Consider the following 16,718-nt stretch of genomic DNA (forward strand, 5'->3'; position numbering starts at 1 on the left):
TATCCACTGAATCAACGATGTAAGTTTTTCATTACTTTTACTATACCCATATTCTTCAATAGTTCGGTAATATGTTCAGCACATTATTTTTCTAAGAACATCTTACACCACTCCATGTTCTCTATCCACATGGCCGTTTCATATTCGATGTCTTCCATTTCTGTGATGGCTGAAATCACCGCAATGCCGTCCACAGGCTCAGCTAGGACATCATCAAAGTTATCTCGATTGATGCCACCAATGGACACCATTGGGATAGTCGGATTATGAGCCCGTAAGGCTAAAATTAATTCTGGGCCTCGCACAGTTTTGGCATCTTTTTTTGTGCTTGTCTCATACATAGGACCTACACCGATGTAATCCACATAGTCCAACTTTGTGTTTTCTAACTCTTCTACAGAATTAATGGACGTCCCCACAAGAGCATTAGGTAATTGTTTGCGTACCTCTTCAAGAGCCATATCGTCTTGACCTACATGAACTCCATCAGCACCAATTCGTTCTGCTAATTCTACATCATCATTGATGATGAAAGGCACTCCATATTCCTTACAAATGTGTTGCAACTCTCGTGCCAACTGTTCTTTTTCGTCCCCTACAAGAGCACCTTCCCCTTTTTCACGGAATTGAAAGCACGTAATGCCACCTTTACACGCTTCTGTAAGAGTTTTGTGAATATCCTTCGTATTCGGTGTTCCACAAATGAAGTACAACCCCATCATGGATCGCACTATATCTATATCATGATGTTTCAAAATAATCCTCGTTTCTTAAATGCCAACTATAAAAGATCACTTATAGTATACCATGACACCTAGTATAGTCGATATGATATGAATCATACCTGTATTACTCAGCATACTCATCCCCATAGGCCATATGATTCACTGGTCCATTGCCTGTGCCCAACGCTGGATTATGCAAGATTGCTAGGCGAATATACTCTTTACCAATGGTAATGGCATCTTCCAAGGATTTCCCTTTTGCTAATTCCGCTGTGATCACCGCTGAGAATGTACAACCTGTGCCATGGGTATGTACTGTATCATATTTAGGACTTGTCCAAGATCGACGCATGGACATAGTCTCTTTCGTAAATAAATAGTCTGTAGCCTCCTCACCGATGTGACCACCTTTAATAATCACTGCTTGAGGACCTAACTCTTGTAAAATACGAATTCCGGCTGTATGCATAGCTTCTACCGTATCGATTTTCATATCTGCCAACACTTCAGCCTCACTACGGTTCGGAGTAATCAAAGTCGCTTTCGGAATCAATTTACTTTGTAAGGCTTTCACAGCCTCATCGGAAATCAATCGATCCCCACTAGTGGCGATCATCACAGGGTCTAACACATAGGGTACCTTAGGATCTATATATGTCCCGATGAGTTCCATCATCTCTGCTGTGGCTAACATACCAGTTTTAACTGCTTCTGGTACTATATCTGTATACACCGATTGTAACTGTGCTTCAATCATAGATACATCCATATGGACAATGTGGGTTACACCACGAGTATTTTGTGCCACTACGGAAGTAATCACAGCCATACCGTATACATGACGACTTTGAAAGCTTTTTAAGTCCGCCATCACCCCTGCACCACCTGTTGGATCTGTTCCCGCAATCGTTAATGCTCTATGTAATTTCATAGCTATCTCCTTTACTAGTAACAAAAAAGAACCAATCCTTCGGACGGTTCTTGTACGATTCTTAGTATTCGATGCCATCCACTTTCCTACGCCAGCATTATCTGGTTCAGGTCTAGGGTTTTGATACTCATCAATCTCAGCATAAGCACCCCTAGTGGTTCTTATATTAATTTAGTTATATCATGAAATAGGAACCAATGCAATATAAATTCCTATTGACGTAGTATCCTTCACTCCGTATAATACACCTATAAGGGGTGCTCACTGAAGTGGGCTGAGAAGTCTCTATGTGTGACTAACCCATAACCTGATTTGGATAATGCCAACGTAGGGATATATTAGTATATTTTTTATAATACCTATACAAATACACAAGGACATATTACTATATGGATCCTTCTTATAATACTAGGTCTCTTAAGAATATCTATCATCTACAGGCTAATCGTTTCAGATTAGTCTTTTTTGTTCCCACTGGCATGGATAGGAGTATTCATGACTGATTCAAAACTTTCATCATCGCGGTTGTCCCTCATTTGGTTCGGCGCCGCTCTTTCCATTGCGGAAATTATGACGGGCACCTATTTTGCGCCCCTAGGATTTTCCGACGGCCTATTAGCCATCATCATCGGTCACGTCATCGGCTGTTTGTTATTATTTGGTGCAGGACTCATCGGCGCTCGTGAACACATGAGTTCTATGCAAACTGTATCCACTGTCTTTGGCAATGGAGGCATGAAATTATTTTCCATTTTAAACGTTCTACAACTGATTGGTTGGACCGGTATTATGATTTATGACGGTGCTCTTGGTGCCGTAGAGTTATGGAATCTACCATTCACTGCGTGGACTTTCATTATCGGTGCTCTCATCATTGTATGGCTCTTCATTGGTATCCGTAACATGGGCTATATCAACAGCATCATGGGCTACGGCTTAGGTATCCTCTGCATCTATTTGTTAATTAGCTTGTTACAAGAAAGTTCCATTCACAGCCAAGGAATCATCACTGATGAAATGACTTTCACGGCGGCCTTAGAATTATCCATCGCTATGCCATTGTCTTGGCTTCCATTGATTAGCGATTACACTCGCTTGTCCAAGAACCCTGTAGCAGGTACTGCGGCTAGCGCCACTGTATATGGCATCACTAGTTCCATCATGTATGTGTTAGGCCTAGCAGCGGCCCTCTATACAAATGAAACCAACATTGCAAAAGTTCTTCTTCACGCCGGTTTAGGATTTGGTGGGTTAATCATCATCGTATTCTCTACTGTCACAACTACTTTCATGGATGCATTATCTGCTGGTATTTCCTCTGAAAGTTTACAAACTAAATACTCTGGTCGTACCATCGGTATTATCGTTACGATCATCGGTACCATTGGCGCATCTATCTATCCAATGGATAATATCATTCCTTTCTTATATATGATTGGATCTGTATTCGCCCCAATGATTGCTATTTTATTAACCCACTATTTCTTATTACGTCGTTGTCCGTACCTTGACCATGGTCCTACCCTATACATTATTTGCTGGGCATCTGGTACCGTTATGTACCATCGTTTCCTTGACAGCAATCCATTCTTAGGAGCTAGCCTATCTACCATCGTAGGAACAGCATTAGCAACCATTGCAACGACCTATATTATAAGCCTAATATCTAAAAAGAAAAAAGAAATATAACCGTTTACTATACTATTTAGTGCGTATATAAGCACTCATTATATCATCACACACTTTACAATAACTTCACAAAGCAAAACAGGAGCATTCCTTCTATGAAAGGTAGCTCCTGTTTTCATTTTAATATATTAATTATATCATCATCTCTAAAAACTCAATACTATGTAATGTATATCCTAGTTGATATGTTAAAAGTTTCCGTAATAGAATTTCTAATTGATCCCATTGATTCGCAGTAAGACGTAGAGGCTTTGTAGGAATCCAATCATAGTTCAAAATCAATGTGATAGCTTGTTGTAGATCTTGTTTCACTACATATTGACAGGTTTCATAGATTTCATCACAAAGACTTGCCATTGCCTCTGGTTCCTTACAATGTTGTCCTTGGGGAACAAATCCAGCAATACTTAACATATGCCACCCTAATACAATAGACCCTAATCGAACTGGCTTATCTTGTATGGCTTGTAAAAATCGACTCATATTCGTATACACACCACGATCTAATGTACCTTTTTCAAATAAAGCACTCACTAGTTCACCGCTAAAGGTAGCGTAGGAAATATCTTCTAAACTTTCATAATTACGTGTAGAAATCCCATCCATCTGAATAATATCGTACATGTCTCCATTAGGCGCTACTGTTAAATATAAACGGCTTAAGGGCTGCAAATATGCCCCTTCTTTATAGTTAGCTTTACGCTTATGAGGCACAGAGCAAAGTATAATGCCTTCTAACTTTGTGAGGAACGCATAGATACTGTAATATTTTCGCTTTTTACGCCACAGTACAATGGCTTCACTAGTAAACGTATTTGCTTTCATCTATATGTCCTCTCCACTCAGGTATACTCAGTTTCAATTACAACATTACACTAGGATGTTATTATGTATTATGCATAATATTATATAGATTGACTTACATATGTGCCTTGAAATTGAATTACTATCAATTAACTTTTGAAACCTATATCCATATTATTCTGCCGCAATTAACTCCCTTTCATCAGGAACTGGTACAGCATAGACACGCTCAATACGATATCCCTGCATTTCCGTCACTGTAAAGGTGTATCCATCTACAATTATGACATCACCAACGGCTGGGGTTCGTTCTAGGATACCAAAGATAACGCCACCAATAGTATCTTCGTCCACATCACCGAAGGAAATATCTAATAGATCTTCTACTTCATCAACTAATACTTTTCCGGCAAAATTGTAAGTACCGTTGGAATTTTCCACAATAGCCGGTAGATCACGTTCATGTTCATCTTGAATATCTCCAACCAGTTCTTCTAGAATATCCTCAAGACCTACTAAACCTACCATACCACCGTATTCATCCACCACAACAGCCTGATAAATACGACGTGTTCGCATGTGCTGTAATAGAACAGATAATTTCATCACTTCTGGAATAACAAGAATATTACGGCGTATGGACCGTAAATCTTCGCTTGCTTCTTCACGACGTTCCATTAAGTCCTTAATATGGACAAGACCAATTATATGATCCTTATCCTCTAAACACAAAGGATAGCGAGTGTGGCTTGTAGAAGATACGATATGCATAGTCTCTTCAAAACTATCCTGGGTGTATACACACACTACATCTTGCCGAGGAATCATAACCTCTTTTGCAATGCGGTCAACAAAATCGAATACATTGTCGATGAGCTCACCTTCCACATGGTCAATTTCACCTTGTTGATGACTACGACTCACCAATACACGGATTTCTTCTTCTGTATGAACTAAGTCAATTTCTGTACGATACGGAGCTTTGAAAGCTTTTAATATAGTATTTCCAATCCACTCTGCTACATATACAAAGGGTAATACTATTTTTCCAACCATACGAACTATAGTTACACTGAAGCCTACATAACGTTCTGGAAAGGATAGCGCTAACCCTTTCGGAATAATTTCACCAAATATGAGTACTATTACCGCAAATAATGCTAACACAATCCACTCTACTACAATAGTATAGGTTGAATCATAAAATCCTAACTGTTGCAGTATAACATCTGTACTAACTTCTAAATATCGCCCCATATAAACAGCTAAGACAATAATAAAAAACAAAATAAAGAATGTAGACGTATTCATAAACCGTTCAGGTCGTTGATATAATTCACGTAATTCTTCTTTTTTTCCATCGCTCAATGTATCCATATCTTCTAAATGTTCTTCACGAAGACGAGCAAAAGAAAACTTACTAATCACAAATACACTAATAATTAAAATACAAAAGATGGCAAATAGAATCATGCCACCCGTGACGGGGGTATCGATATAAATCAGTCCTTTCTATTAATACACTGTAAAGATATATACAAATAATATGTTACTTTTGTCTATTGTATTATATTTTATCCTATTCTATGATGAGTCTATCTCATCAGTATTCATCATTCATAGGTAATACAATATACTATATGACCTAGGTTTAATTGCGATATCCTAATTCCGATAACATACCGGATTTATTACGCCAGTCTTTTTTCACTTTTACCCATAAGTCTAGGAATACTTTTGTAGCCAATAAACGCTCTATATCACCACGAGCTTGGCGGCCAATAGTTTTTAACATGGCCCCTTGTTTACCAATGATGATACCTTTTTGGGAATCTCGTTCCACGTAAATAGTAGCTCGTACATAGGTAGTGCCATCCTCTCTCGTTTTCATTTCATCTACGTCTACAGCAATAGCATGGGGAATTTCATCATGGGTCTGCAATAGAATTTTTTCACGCACAATATCAGAGATAATCAAACGCTCCGGCTGATCGGTAATCATATCATCAGGGAAGTATTTTGGACCTTCTGGCAAATGTTTTTCTAATAAATTCACCACTTCCTCAATATTGTCTCTTTCCTTTGCAGAAATCGGTACCACCGCCTCAAAAGGATAGCTATTTTCATAGGATACAATAGCCTCTAACAAGTCTTGTTTTTCCATTATATCAATTTTGTTCACAATGAGGAACACTGGTACATTCACCTTACGTAATTGCTCAATGACGAAGTTATCCCCAGGACCACGTTTTTCGTTCGCAGCCACCACAAACAGAACCGCCTCTATTTCACGCAAAGAATCTACGGCTTGGTCCACCATGAATTCACCCAATTTATGTTTTGGCTTATGAATTCCTGGTGTATCCATAAATACGATTTGCTTCTTTTCATCTGTATAAACACAAACAATACGGTTCCGTGTTGTTTGCGCTTTATCAGATACGATGACAATTTTATCATCAATCAATGCATTAATTAATGTAGACTTTCCTACATTTGGTCGTCCTACAACGGCTACAAAGCCTGATTTGAATCCTTTTCCATTATTCATTATATGGCATATCCTCTCGTACATAACCTAAATTACCAAGCACAAACTCTTCTTCTGTGCGCATTTCTTTTTTATCTTCATCTGTCATATGGTCATAGCCTAAAATATGTAAACAGCTATGAACAGTTAAATAGGCAAGTTCACGAATAAAATCATGGTTATACTCTTTTGCTTGTTCTGCTGTACGCTCTAAGGAGATAACAATATCTCCTAATAATTGACCTTCTTCCTCGATAGAAGCTTCATCTCCCTCATTGAGGGCAAACGATAACACATCTGTAGGCATATCTTTTCCACGGTATTCACGATTTAATTCCTGAATTTTTCTGTTGTTACAGAGGAGCACACTATATTCATCTTCCTCGTGCAATCCATACACACGAGCCACTTCATTACAGCACCGCTGAATGACCTCTTCGTAAGTGCTATTCTGTTCCATTCCCTCATCATAGGAAATACTTACAATCATTCTTGTTTCCCTTTCTCTGAAAGTTGATACTCTTCATAGGCTTTCACAATACGACCTACTAAATCATGACGCACCACATCTTGGTCGGAAAAATAAATACATCGAATCCCTTTGATGCGTTGTAACACTTGCTCTGCCTCAATCAAACCGGATGTGATTTTCGGAGGTAAATCAATTTGCGTAGGATCTCCATTGACCACCATTTTCGATTGATACCCCAAGCGAGTTAAAAACATTTTCATCTGTTCTGGCGTCGTATTCTGCCCTTCATCAAGGATAACAAAGGATCGTTCCAAGGTGCGACCACGCATGTATGCTAATGGTGCTACCTCGATAGTCCCTTGTAAGAGCATCTTCTGCACTCGTTCTACACCGAACATATCATGTAAAGCATCATAAAGAGGGCGTAAATAGGGATCTACTTTTTCTTGTAAATCACCTGGCAAATATCCTAGCTTTTCTCCTGCCTCTACGGCAGGTCTCGTTAAAATAATGCGATCTACTTCACGATTTTTCAAGTAAAATGCTGCCAGTGCAACAGCTAAATAGGTTTTTCCTGTTCCTGCAGGACCAATACCAAAGGTGATCGTATTGCAACGGATACTATCTACATACTGTTTTTGGCCCACTGTTTTAGGAATGATAGGATTCCCCTTCACAGTCACATTGATAGTATCTTCGTAGAGTTGAAAAAGAGCCTCTTTTTCGCCTTTTAAAATCATATTGGCAGCAGTACGCACATGATGATCGGCGATTTTAATATGATTTTTAAACAAGTATAACAGTACATCTAGAACTTCCATTGCTACTTGTACAGATTCCTCTGAACCTGTTATATCCACAATAGTATCTCGATGTAATATATCAACTGTCAATAGTTCTTCTAATACTTTCATGTGAGATCCTTGAGGTCCCACGATAGGTCCTACCATGTCATAAGTAGGTATGGTAAATCTCTGATTAGCCATATGCTTCCTTTCACAGAAATTTTTGAACCGCAGCACCATGTAAATAATTATAGCCACTGCCTTGAGAAATATCTTCGTCTTCCATAATCTGGTCTATCAAATCTTGTACGCGCCACCAACCCATAGACCAATTCGTAAAAATCGTATTTTCCTCTGGCGCACGTCCTACTAGTCGTTGTAATACAATCTTAGGGTCTAGGTAACGTAAGAATTCTACCACTCGTCGAGCGTATTCTTCTGCACTGATTAAGGTAAATTCACCAGCCTCATAATCACGTGTCATTTTCGTATTCTTTACTAAGTATAATGCATGAAGCTTCACTTGGTCTACTTGTAAGGCTGATAAAGTTTTCGCTCCTTCAATGACATCGTCCATGGTGTCCCATGGAAGGTTGAGTATCATATGAGTACACACTTCAAACCCATAGCGCTTGATACGTAATACTGCATCGATAAACTCCGCCATCGTATGCCCACGGTTTACCTTTTGTAGTGTATGATAGTTCACCGATTGTAAGCCAAGTTCTACATAGATATCAATGCCATATTTGTTTTGTATATCTTTTAAAATATCTAAATAGACATCATGTACACAATCAGGTCGTGTGGCAATGGCAATGCCTACCACATGTTCTAAGCACGCTTCCTCCACATAGTGGCGGAACTTCTCTGGTGGCAAATAGGTATTACTAAAATTCTGAAAGTACGGTATATATTTATAGGCCTTATACTTTTTTGCAATATGTACCACAGTCTCATCAATTTGCTGTTTCACCGTCATCGAGGCTGGTCGATTTTCGTAGCCTGCTCCAATTTCACCGCAGAAGGTACATCCACCTACACCTGCTGATCCGTCACGATTGGGGCATGTCAAAGGTAATGCCACTGGAATTTTATACGCCTTCTCCCCATAGCGCTCTTTGTAAAACACAGATATCATACGATACCGCTTTGGCTTTGTCGTATCACTCATATCACACCTCCTCGCTGATCGTTGGACTCGCATCATGTTCGTAATGAGTTAGTTGGGTATTTCCACATTGTTGAGGACGTATAAAAGGTTTCGTCTCACCTTTTACGTCGATGATGATAATATATCTATTATCGGCTATAACATTATCAGTCGTAGCCCCAAGAATCTTACTTTGTTTAACCGCACTGGTTTCTTGTGTATAGCATTCCTGATCACTATGTATAGAACTTGTGGTAGAATAATTGTACTCCACATTTTTGGATGGTACAACTTCTATAGCATCATAGAAACTTCTTGGAATCCCTAAGTACGGCAATGATTCCCCACAGACCTTAATCGTATGGTAATCCTGTCGGATTCTTCGCCATTCTACAAAGGAATAGTTAGGAATGTATTGTCGAACTAAGTCTTCCTCACGCCAGAATATTTCGGCATCTTGCATTTCTTGTTTTCTGTCTTTAGACAAACCAAATCGTTCATCACGGATTTTCCCATTGAAAGAAGTCAGTACATCATAGCGCAATAAATCACATGCCACTCGATCTCCTTTCAAGGTGAAGAACTCATAGAGAAATGCTATTTGATCTGCATCGTTTAGTTTGCGGTCTTGATTCCCTTTTTCTAACCATAGCTTGGTCATGTCTTCAAAATAGGCAAAGGCCGATCCTTCTTGGATTAAGCTTTTACTAATGTATCCAAAGACTGTGCGATACCGTTCACTATTATAGAAACGTTCAAACACATCTTCAAAATGTTTCAACATACGCACATCATCATAAGGCAAGACATGAGTTTGTAGTACTTCGTAAGGTGCTTTCGGATTCGCAATATACTCGTACTCTGCCATGGAACGTACGCCAGAGCCTTTTAATAACTTTAAAAATCCAATCTGCAACGCATGAGGTTGCAAACTGAATAAATCATTAAAGGATTTTTCAAAAATAGACTTACTTTCATGTGGCAAACCAACAATTAAGTCCATATGCACATGAGTGCGCCCCGCCTTGATAATCGGAGGGATAACGGACTGAATACGGCCCCAATCATTGCGCCGATGGATGGCATCCAATGTCTTATCATGAGTACTTTGGACACCAACCTCAATCTGTATTTGTCCATGACGAGTAGAACTTAAAATATCCACTTCTTTTTCAGTCATTAAAATGGATTCCATTTCCAAGTGAAAGTTCGTCTGTCCCCCATGGTCACGCATCCACTCCATCAATGGAATATGATGATGAGGAGCACAGTTGAACGTACGATCCACAAACTTCACCTGTTTTACATTGTGACTCACAAACCAAGCCAACTCTTCTAATACCCGTTCTCGGGGAAAGAATCGAACGGTGTTGCGATTACCAGATAAACAATACTGGCAACAAAACGGACAACCTCGTGAAGATTCGTAATAGACAATTTTATTTCCTAAGGTCAGCATATCTTCTTCCGTGTACGGGAAAGGTATAGTGCTTAAATCCTTTACCTCTACCACCTCTTCAGATCCCTGAATATGACCCTGTTCTCGGCCTAAAATGCCAGGTATGACGGGATTAACAGGAGATTGCCCTGTACGAATTGCTTTCACAAAGGAAGTAAAAGCCTCCTCAGCTTCCCCTTGCACAATATAGTCAATATAGGGGTTATCTTCTAATAGTTCCCTCGCTGTATAACTTACCTCAGGGCCACCTAAGATAATCTTAGTACTAGGACGGACCGCTTTGATCATAGAACATAGATGCAATGTCATATCGATATTCCAGATATAACAAGCAAAGCCTATTACATCTGCATCTAACGTGGTGACATTGTTTAAGATATCTAAAATAGGCATATTAATAGTGTATTCCACTATCTCATATGCCTCGTCCTTCGTTCTTCCATAGGCCTGCAAATAGCGCAACGCCAAAGAAGAATGTATATATTTTGAATTCAACGTTGAAATAATAACTTTCATCTGTACCTCACTCATCGAATGAAACTAGTTCATCGGCTATTTTTCTATTATATCATATAATACAACCCTCTCCCACATAATAAAGTCCTAAAAAACGATGACAAGCCTAACGTGTATAAGTGGTACGAACACTTATCATTTACGTTAGGCTTTGTCATTTCTAGTTAAGGAAACAATAAATATCTATAATTAATTTTAATAGTTTTACCATCCCTATCCTAGAGGAACGCAGTCAGGCGTAGCAGCCTTTGTGTCAGCCCTTACTGACTAAATAAAACAAACACAAGAAGAGCACGACATGTTCCAAAGCAAACCTACCGTAGGATCAGTTTGTGAAGGAATATGTCGTGCTCTAATTATACTCTGAGAAACGCAGTTAGACGTAGTAGCCTTTGTGGCGTCCTTATTAACTGAATAATACAAACACAAGAAGAGCACGACATGTTCCAAAGCAAACCTACCGTAGGATCAGTTTGTGAAGGAATATGTCGTGCTCTAATTATACTCTGAGAAACGCAGTTAGACGTAGTAGCCTTTGTGGCGTTCTTATTAACTGAATAATACAAACACAAGAAGAGCACGACATGTTCCGGAGCAAACCTACCGTAGGATCAGTTTGTGGAGGAATATGTCGTGCTCTTCCCTTTATCTAATTAAGACCGTCACAAGGCTGCATAGCCTTACAAGTGACGACCCACGAGGCTGCATAGCCTAATTAGTGACGTTTAAATCCCATTTTTTCCATAATAATGAACAGCATAGGAATGATTGCCACCCCAAAGAATGTAGCTGTAATCATACCAAATACTACTGTTACGCCCAAGGATGCACGGGCACCTGCGCCAGCGCCACTTGCCAACATCAATGGCAAACATCCAATGATGAATGCTAAGGACGTCATCAAAATCGGACGTAACCGAATCTTCGCTGCTTCAATAGCGGCATCTACATAGTTCATACCTCTTTCATCAACACGAATCTTAGCATATTCGATGATTAAGATGGCATTCTTCGCTGCCAAGCCCACTAATGTAAGTAAGCCGATTTGGAAGTAAATATCCAAGGCAAAGAAATGTGTAGATTTCATCATGGCACCAATCATATTGAATAACCATGGACCAAGAACAGCACCAAAGATACCTGTTGGAACAGATAATAATACTGCAAATGGCACTTTCCAAGATTCATACAAGGCAGCCAACACAAGGAATACAAAGACAATACCGAATCCAAAGATAATCAACACTTGAGACCCCGCTTTGATTTCCTCACGAGTTTGTCCACCCCAATCATAGGTATATCCTTGTGGCAATGTATTTTTCGCCACTTCTTCTAATGCTTTGATAGCATCACCAGAGCTGACACCTTGGTTAGTATTACCACCGATGCTCACTGCTGGGAAGTTGTTATATCGTGTTACCACAAAGGCAGATGTCGTTTTTTGCGGTGTAATATACGTATCAACTGGCACCATTTGACCTGCAGCGTTACGAACAGTTAACAGATGATTCATACTAGGATCGGTACGGAACTGATTGTCCGCTTGTAACATAACTTTGTAGTTTTTACCAAACTTAGTAAAGTCATTTAACTGCATACCACCATAATATCCTTGTAAGGCTGTATAAATATCTGTCACCGCTACGCCATCACGAGCCGCTCTATCACGATTCACATCAAAATTATAGGATGGTGTGGCCGTATTGAAAGTCGTATAAATACTGCGGAACTCAGGACGTTTTTGAGCTTCTCCTAAGAACTGTTGCACTACCGCATTCATTTGTTCTGTACTATGACCCGCTTTATTGATGAGGTACATGGAGAAACCACCTGTATTACCAAGACCTGGGAGGGATGGTGGATTCAACGGAATAATCGTTCCTCGTGGGTCCTTAGAACCATGGATGAAAGTATTTCTAATCTTCGAACCAAGCTGTTGATCTGGTTGCGTTCTTTCATCCCAATCAATTAAGGATGTAAAGATGGCACCACCACTAGTTTGTGCCGTTCCTGACAAGACATCAAAACCTGGCACTGTGATCGTACCATTCATATCTTTATCTTCATTCAAGAAGTGACCTAAATCAGTTAACACATCTTTTGTACGGCTAGAAGTAGCCCCTGGCGGCAAGGATACCGCAACCAGAAAATAGCCACTATCTTCAGCAGGTACGAATCCACTTGGCACCATACGCATCATACCAAAAGCTGCACCTAAGAAGATAGCCAATGCCAACCATGTGGCCCATAGACGATTGGACCAACGAGCTAAAAGAATACCATACTGATCGATTCTTCGATCCAAGAATCCATTAAACCACTCCAAGAAACGACCCACTATATTAGTAGTCTCTTTTGGCTTATGTGGTTTTAACATAATACCACACAATGCAGGCGTCAATGTCAATGCTACAAAGGCAGAATTAATAACAGAAATAGCTACTGTTAAAGCGAATTGTTTATACAATACCCCCGTTAAACCACCCATGAAGGCCACTGGAACGAATACGGAAATCAATACAAAGGCAATACCAATAACAGGGCCTTGTACTTTTTCCATGGCTGCCACAGTAGCCGCTTTTGGTTTCAACCCATTGTAGCGCATTTCATATTCTACAGCTTCGATTACGACGATGGCATCATCCACGACGAGGCCAATCGCTAACACCATGGCTAGCAAAGTCAATGTATTAACAGTAAAGCCCATTACTTGGAACGCCGCAAAAGTACCAATCAAAGATACTGGCACTGCAATCATTGGAATCACTGTAGACTGCCATGTTTGCAAGAACAAGTACACAATTATCGCTACGAGAATCAAGGCTTCTGCAAAGGTTTTTACTACTTCTTTCATAGAAGCTTTTACGAATTTTGTATTATCTACAATAATCTTCGCTTGCATATCCGGTGGGAATGCTTCTTCTTGTTGGTGAATAACCTCTTTTACAGCATTGATTGTTTCTAATGTATTCGCATCATTCGTTAATGAAACAGCAAATACAGCTACTGGTTTATCATTGCCCGTTTCTTTTGAGAAGCTTGTAGGCTCTACAGAATAACTTTGTGCCCCTAATTCAACACGAGCTACATCTTTTAAATGCAATAAATTATTCTTTTTATCTTTTTTAATTACGATATTTTCAAATTCTGAAATTTCAGCCAAACGACCTTGTACTTTCACAGATGTGTTGAAAGCTTGATCTTTGTCAATTGGATCGGAACCTAACGCACCTGCTGCAGCCTGTTTGTTTTGACTGCGAATCGCATTGCTTACATCTGTTATGGTAACGCCATACTTAGACATTTTTGTAGGGTCTAGCCAAATGCGCATAGCATAGTCAGCACCGAACTCCTGCACTGTACCCACACCATTCACAGATTGGATGGCATCCATCATGTAGTTAGTGGCATAGTTTTTCAAGAAAGTTCTATCATAACTACCATTTGGCGATACCAAGGAGAATACCATGGCCATATCACCAGAAGATTTCGTAGTGGTCACGCCCACCGTTTGTACTTCGGATGGCAAGGATGCCAAGGCACGGGCTACACGGTTTTGTACGTTTACCGTATCCATATCGGCATCAGTTCCTTGCTCAAATTGAACTGTCAAGTTATAAGAACCATCCCCTGTACTCGTGGATTTCATATAATCCATATTTTGGACGCCAACGATTTGTTTTTCGATGACTGCCGCTACCGATTCGCTTACAACCTCAGCATTGGCACCCATATAGGCAGTACGAACCTGTACCTGTGGTGGTGAAATCTGTGGATATCTATCGATTGGCAGTTTTGATAAGGAAATCAACCCTAGCAATGTAATAATAATAGAGATTACGATGGCAAAGATAGGGCGATTAATAAAGAATTTTGACACAATATCACCCTAATTACCTTTCTCAATATCTTCCTTGCTTAATAAAGTTGCCTTAACTTCTGCTCCATTTTTCGCTTTTGTTAAGCCGTCAACAACGATTTCATCGCCTACTGTTAAGCCTTTCCCATCTTTGGAAGGACGAATGATAGTGTATTTACCACTAGTACCACTTGTTGTTACTGGTACTTGTTCTACTTTACCATCTCGGATGACCATCACAAATGTTTTATCCAGTACTTGTAATAAAGCACGAGACGGCACTAAAATTGCCCCTTGAATAGTTTCACCGCTAGTAATAACGGATGCATACATATTTGGTAACAACATATGATTTGGATTTGGGAATGCTGCTTTTAAAATCAACTGACCTGTACCGCTATCTAAGTTTTTCGCAGCTTCCACAATGCGACCTTTAATTGTGCTTACAATTTTGTGATTATCATCGTAAGTACCATAGATTTCACCATTGGACAATTTCAATTCTACTTCGCCATCTACAGAACGATGTGCTTTTTTATATTCTAAGTACTCCGCTTCACTCATGCTAAATTGTACATATACTGGATCTGTAGAGTTCAATGTGACAAGTGCTGTTTGACCAGCTGTAACAAAGGTCCCTAGATCTACATCATCCATTTCCAATGTACCATCAAATGGCGCATATACAACTGTATCTTGCAAATTATTTTCCGCTAAGCGGATTTGTGCTTCCATCGCTTCTAAGGCAGCGCGATTTTGGGCCGCCACACTCGCTTGTGTATCCAGTGTTTGGCGGGCAATGGCATCTTCATTTGCCAATGTTTGATAGCGTTGTAAATCGACTTGAGAGTTTTGGTACGCTGCGCTAGATCGTGCTGCATTGGCTTGTGCACTAGCTAGGTTCGCTTCGTATTGACGTCCATCGAGACGATACAATGCTTGACCGGCTTTTACCGTGTCGCCCCCTTTTACATATTTTTCAACAACTCGACCGGATACATTCGCTCGAATCACAATAGAATTTTGTGCCAATACAGTACCATTGAAAGATTCTTGTACATTTGTATCAGTAGCTGTGATTTTATAGGAGTTAACCTCCGTTGGACCTTGCCCCGGAGCTTGTCCACCACAACCAGATACAAGTACAAGGGCTGCCAAGCTAGCTGCCACTAAACCATTATACGCTTGTTTTTTCATTCATTTCACCCTTATTTGTAATACCCTGTAATATAACTGAAATAACCTTTGGCATATATTTATAAATATCCTCATGATGATTGGAGCTTTCAAACACAATGCGTCGTACAGCACCTTGCAACATCATAATGATAATATCAACATCCACATAGCGAGCAATAGTTCCTTGCTCTTGTTGGTGTAGTAAATAGTGTTTAAGTAAGTCCCAATCTTTCTTGAACAAAGTTTTCAACGTTTCTTGTAGTTGCGGTATATAAGAAGATTTCTATGAAAGATTCTCCACTGAAAGCCGCATACAAATTTGATCGTACTCTAAAATACCTATTTAATACTTCTTCTACAGTAAGACTTTTATTGTTCACAATATTCTCATGCTGTCTGTAAAAGTCTTCTGCCCCATGGACTAAAATGGTTTCTACAATTTCATGTTTAGAACGAAATTGTTCATACAACGTACGTTTACTAATAGTCAATGCTTTTGCTAAATCATCCATGCGGAATGATATGCCTTGCTCTTCAATCATTATGGCCGCCGCTGCTAAAATTTTCTCTTTAACGGTAACCAATATAGTCCTCCTTTCACACTCTCTTGTATAAA

Annotated in this window: 14 protein-coding genes and 2 riboswitches; of the genes, 1 reads left to right on the forward strand and 13 read right to left on the reverse strand. The window is 39.6% G+C overall.

The annotated features are described in order from the left end of the window. Positions 1-83 precede the first annotated feature (83 nt). Together thiE and thiD are read right to left on the reverse strand one after the other, a co-directional pair. A complete protein-coding gene (gene thiE, locus EO122_RS03605; protein ID WP_206168508.1) occupies positions 84-755 on the reverse strand; it encodes a thiamine phosphate synthase in 672 nt (223 codons plus the stop codon). A 94-nt stretch (positions 756-849) separates the two neighbouring features. Then, the gene (gene thiD, locus EO122_RS03610) at positions 850-1,656 is read right to left on the reverse strand and encodes a bifunctional hydroxymethylpyrimidine kinase/phosphomethylpyrimidine kinase (RefSeq protein ID WP_127009411.1); all 807 of its coding nucleotides are present in this window, start codon (positions 1,654-1,656) and stop codon (positions 850-852) included. Positions 1,657-1,722: 66 nt separating this feature from the next. Beyond that, positions 1,723-1,819: riboswitch (TPP riboswitch) on the reverse strand. An 80-nt stretch (positions 1,820-1,899) separates the two neighbouring features. Continuing rightward, positions 1,900-2,007, forward strand: a riboswitch (TPP riboswitch). A 144-nt stretch (positions 2,008-2,151) separates the two neighbouring features. On the opposite strand from thiD, the gene cytX reads away from it, so the two are divergent. Further along, positions 2,152-3,345: a putative hydroxymethylpyrimidine transporter CytX gene (gene cytX, locus EO122_RS03615; RefSeq protein ID WP_127009412.1), complete on the forward strand. Its 1,194-nt coding sequence runs from the start codon at positions 2,152-2,154 to the stop codon at positions 3,343-3,345. Between the two features lie 132 nt (positions 3,346-3,477). On the opposite strand, the gene EO122_RS03620 is transcribed toward cytX, so the two are convergent. The 11 genes from EO122_RS03620 to EO122_RS03670 form a co-directional block, all read right to left on the reverse strand. Beyond that, complete coding sequence (locus EO122_RS03620) at positions 3,478-4,170, reverse strand: DNA repair protein RecO (RefSeq protein ID WP_127009413.1); 693 nt, start codon at positions 4,168-4,170, stop codon at positions 3,478-3,480. 153 nt (positions 4,171-4,323) lie between these two features. Continuing rightward, positions 4,324-5,622, reverse strand: coding sequence for a hemolysin family protein (locus EO122_RS03625; RefSeq protein WP_127009414.1), 1,299 nt, complete (start codon positions 5,620-5,622; stop codon positions 4,324-4,326). Between the two features lie 178 nt (positions 5,623-5,800). Then, positions 5,801-6,700, reverse strand: coding sequence for a GTPase Era (gene era, locus EO122_RS03630; RefSeq protein WP_127009415.1), 900 nt, complete (start codon positions 6,698-6,700; stop codon positions 5,801-5,803). Beyond that, a complete protein-coding gene (gene ybeY, locus EO122_RS03635; protein WP_127009416.1) occupies positions 6,693-7,169 on the reverse strand; it encodes an rRNA maturation RNase YbeY in 477 nt (158 codons plus the stop codon). Before ybeY ends, era begins: the two co-directional genes overlap by 8 nt. After that, complete coding sequence (locus EO122_RS03640) at positions 7,166-8,137, reverse strand: PhoH family protein (protein ID WP_127009417.1); 972 nt, start codon at positions 8,135-8,137, stop codon at positions 7,166-7,168. Before EO122_RS03640 ends, ybeY begins: the two co-directional genes overlap by 4 nt. A 10-nt stretch (positions 8,138-8,147) precedes the next feature. After that, on the reverse strand, positions 8,148-9,110 hold the full coding sequence (locus tag EO122_RS03645; protein ID WP_127009418.1) for a TIGR01212 family radical SAM protein: 963 nt from the start codon (positions 9,108-9,110) through the stop codon (positions 8,148-8,150). A gap of 1 nt (position 9,111) precedes the next feature. Further along, on the reverse strand, positions 9,112-11,064 hold the full coding sequence (locus EO122_RS03650; RefSeq protein WP_371413183.1) for a DUF4080 domain-containing protein: 1,953 nt from the start codon (positions 11,062-11,064) through the stop codon (positions 9,112-9,114). 715 nt (positions 11,065-11,779) lie between these two features. Continuing rightward, positions 11,780-14,944, reverse strand: a complete 3,165-nt coding sequence (locus EO122_RS03655) for an efflux RND transporter permease subunit (RefSeq protein ID WP_127009419.1) — start codon at positions 14,942-14,944, stop codon at positions 11,780-11,782. Positions 14,945-14,953: 9 nt separating this feature from the next. Beyond that, complete coding sequence (locus tag EO122_RS03660; protein WP_009354038.1) at positions 14,954-16,120, reverse strand: efflux RND transporter periplasmic adaptor subunit; 1,167 nt, start codon at positions 16,118-16,120, stop codon at positions 14,954-14,956. Next, positions 16,101-16,343, reverse strand: coding sequence for a hypothetical protein (locus EO122_RS03665; protein WP_127009420.1), 243 nt, complete (start codon positions 16,341-16,343; stop codon positions 16,101-16,103). The genes EO122_RS03660 and EO122_RS03665 overlap by 20 nt, the downstream gene beginning before the upstream one ends. Continuing rightward, a complete protein-coding gene (locus tag EO122_RS03670) occupies positions 16,315-16,686 on the reverse strand; it encodes a TetR/AcrR family transcriptional regulator (RefSeq protein ID WP_127009421.1) in 372 nt (123 codons plus the stop codon). The genes EO122_RS03665 and EO122_RS03670 overlap by 29 nt, the downstream gene beginning before the upstream one ends. Positions 16,687-16,718: the final 32 nt, after the last annotated feature.

The sequence above is a fragment of the Veillonella sp. CHU110 genome (assembly GCF_003992255.1).
In the GTDB taxonomy this organism is placed as follows: domain Bacteria; phylum Bacillota; class Negativicutes; order Veillonellales; family Veillonellaceae; genus F0422.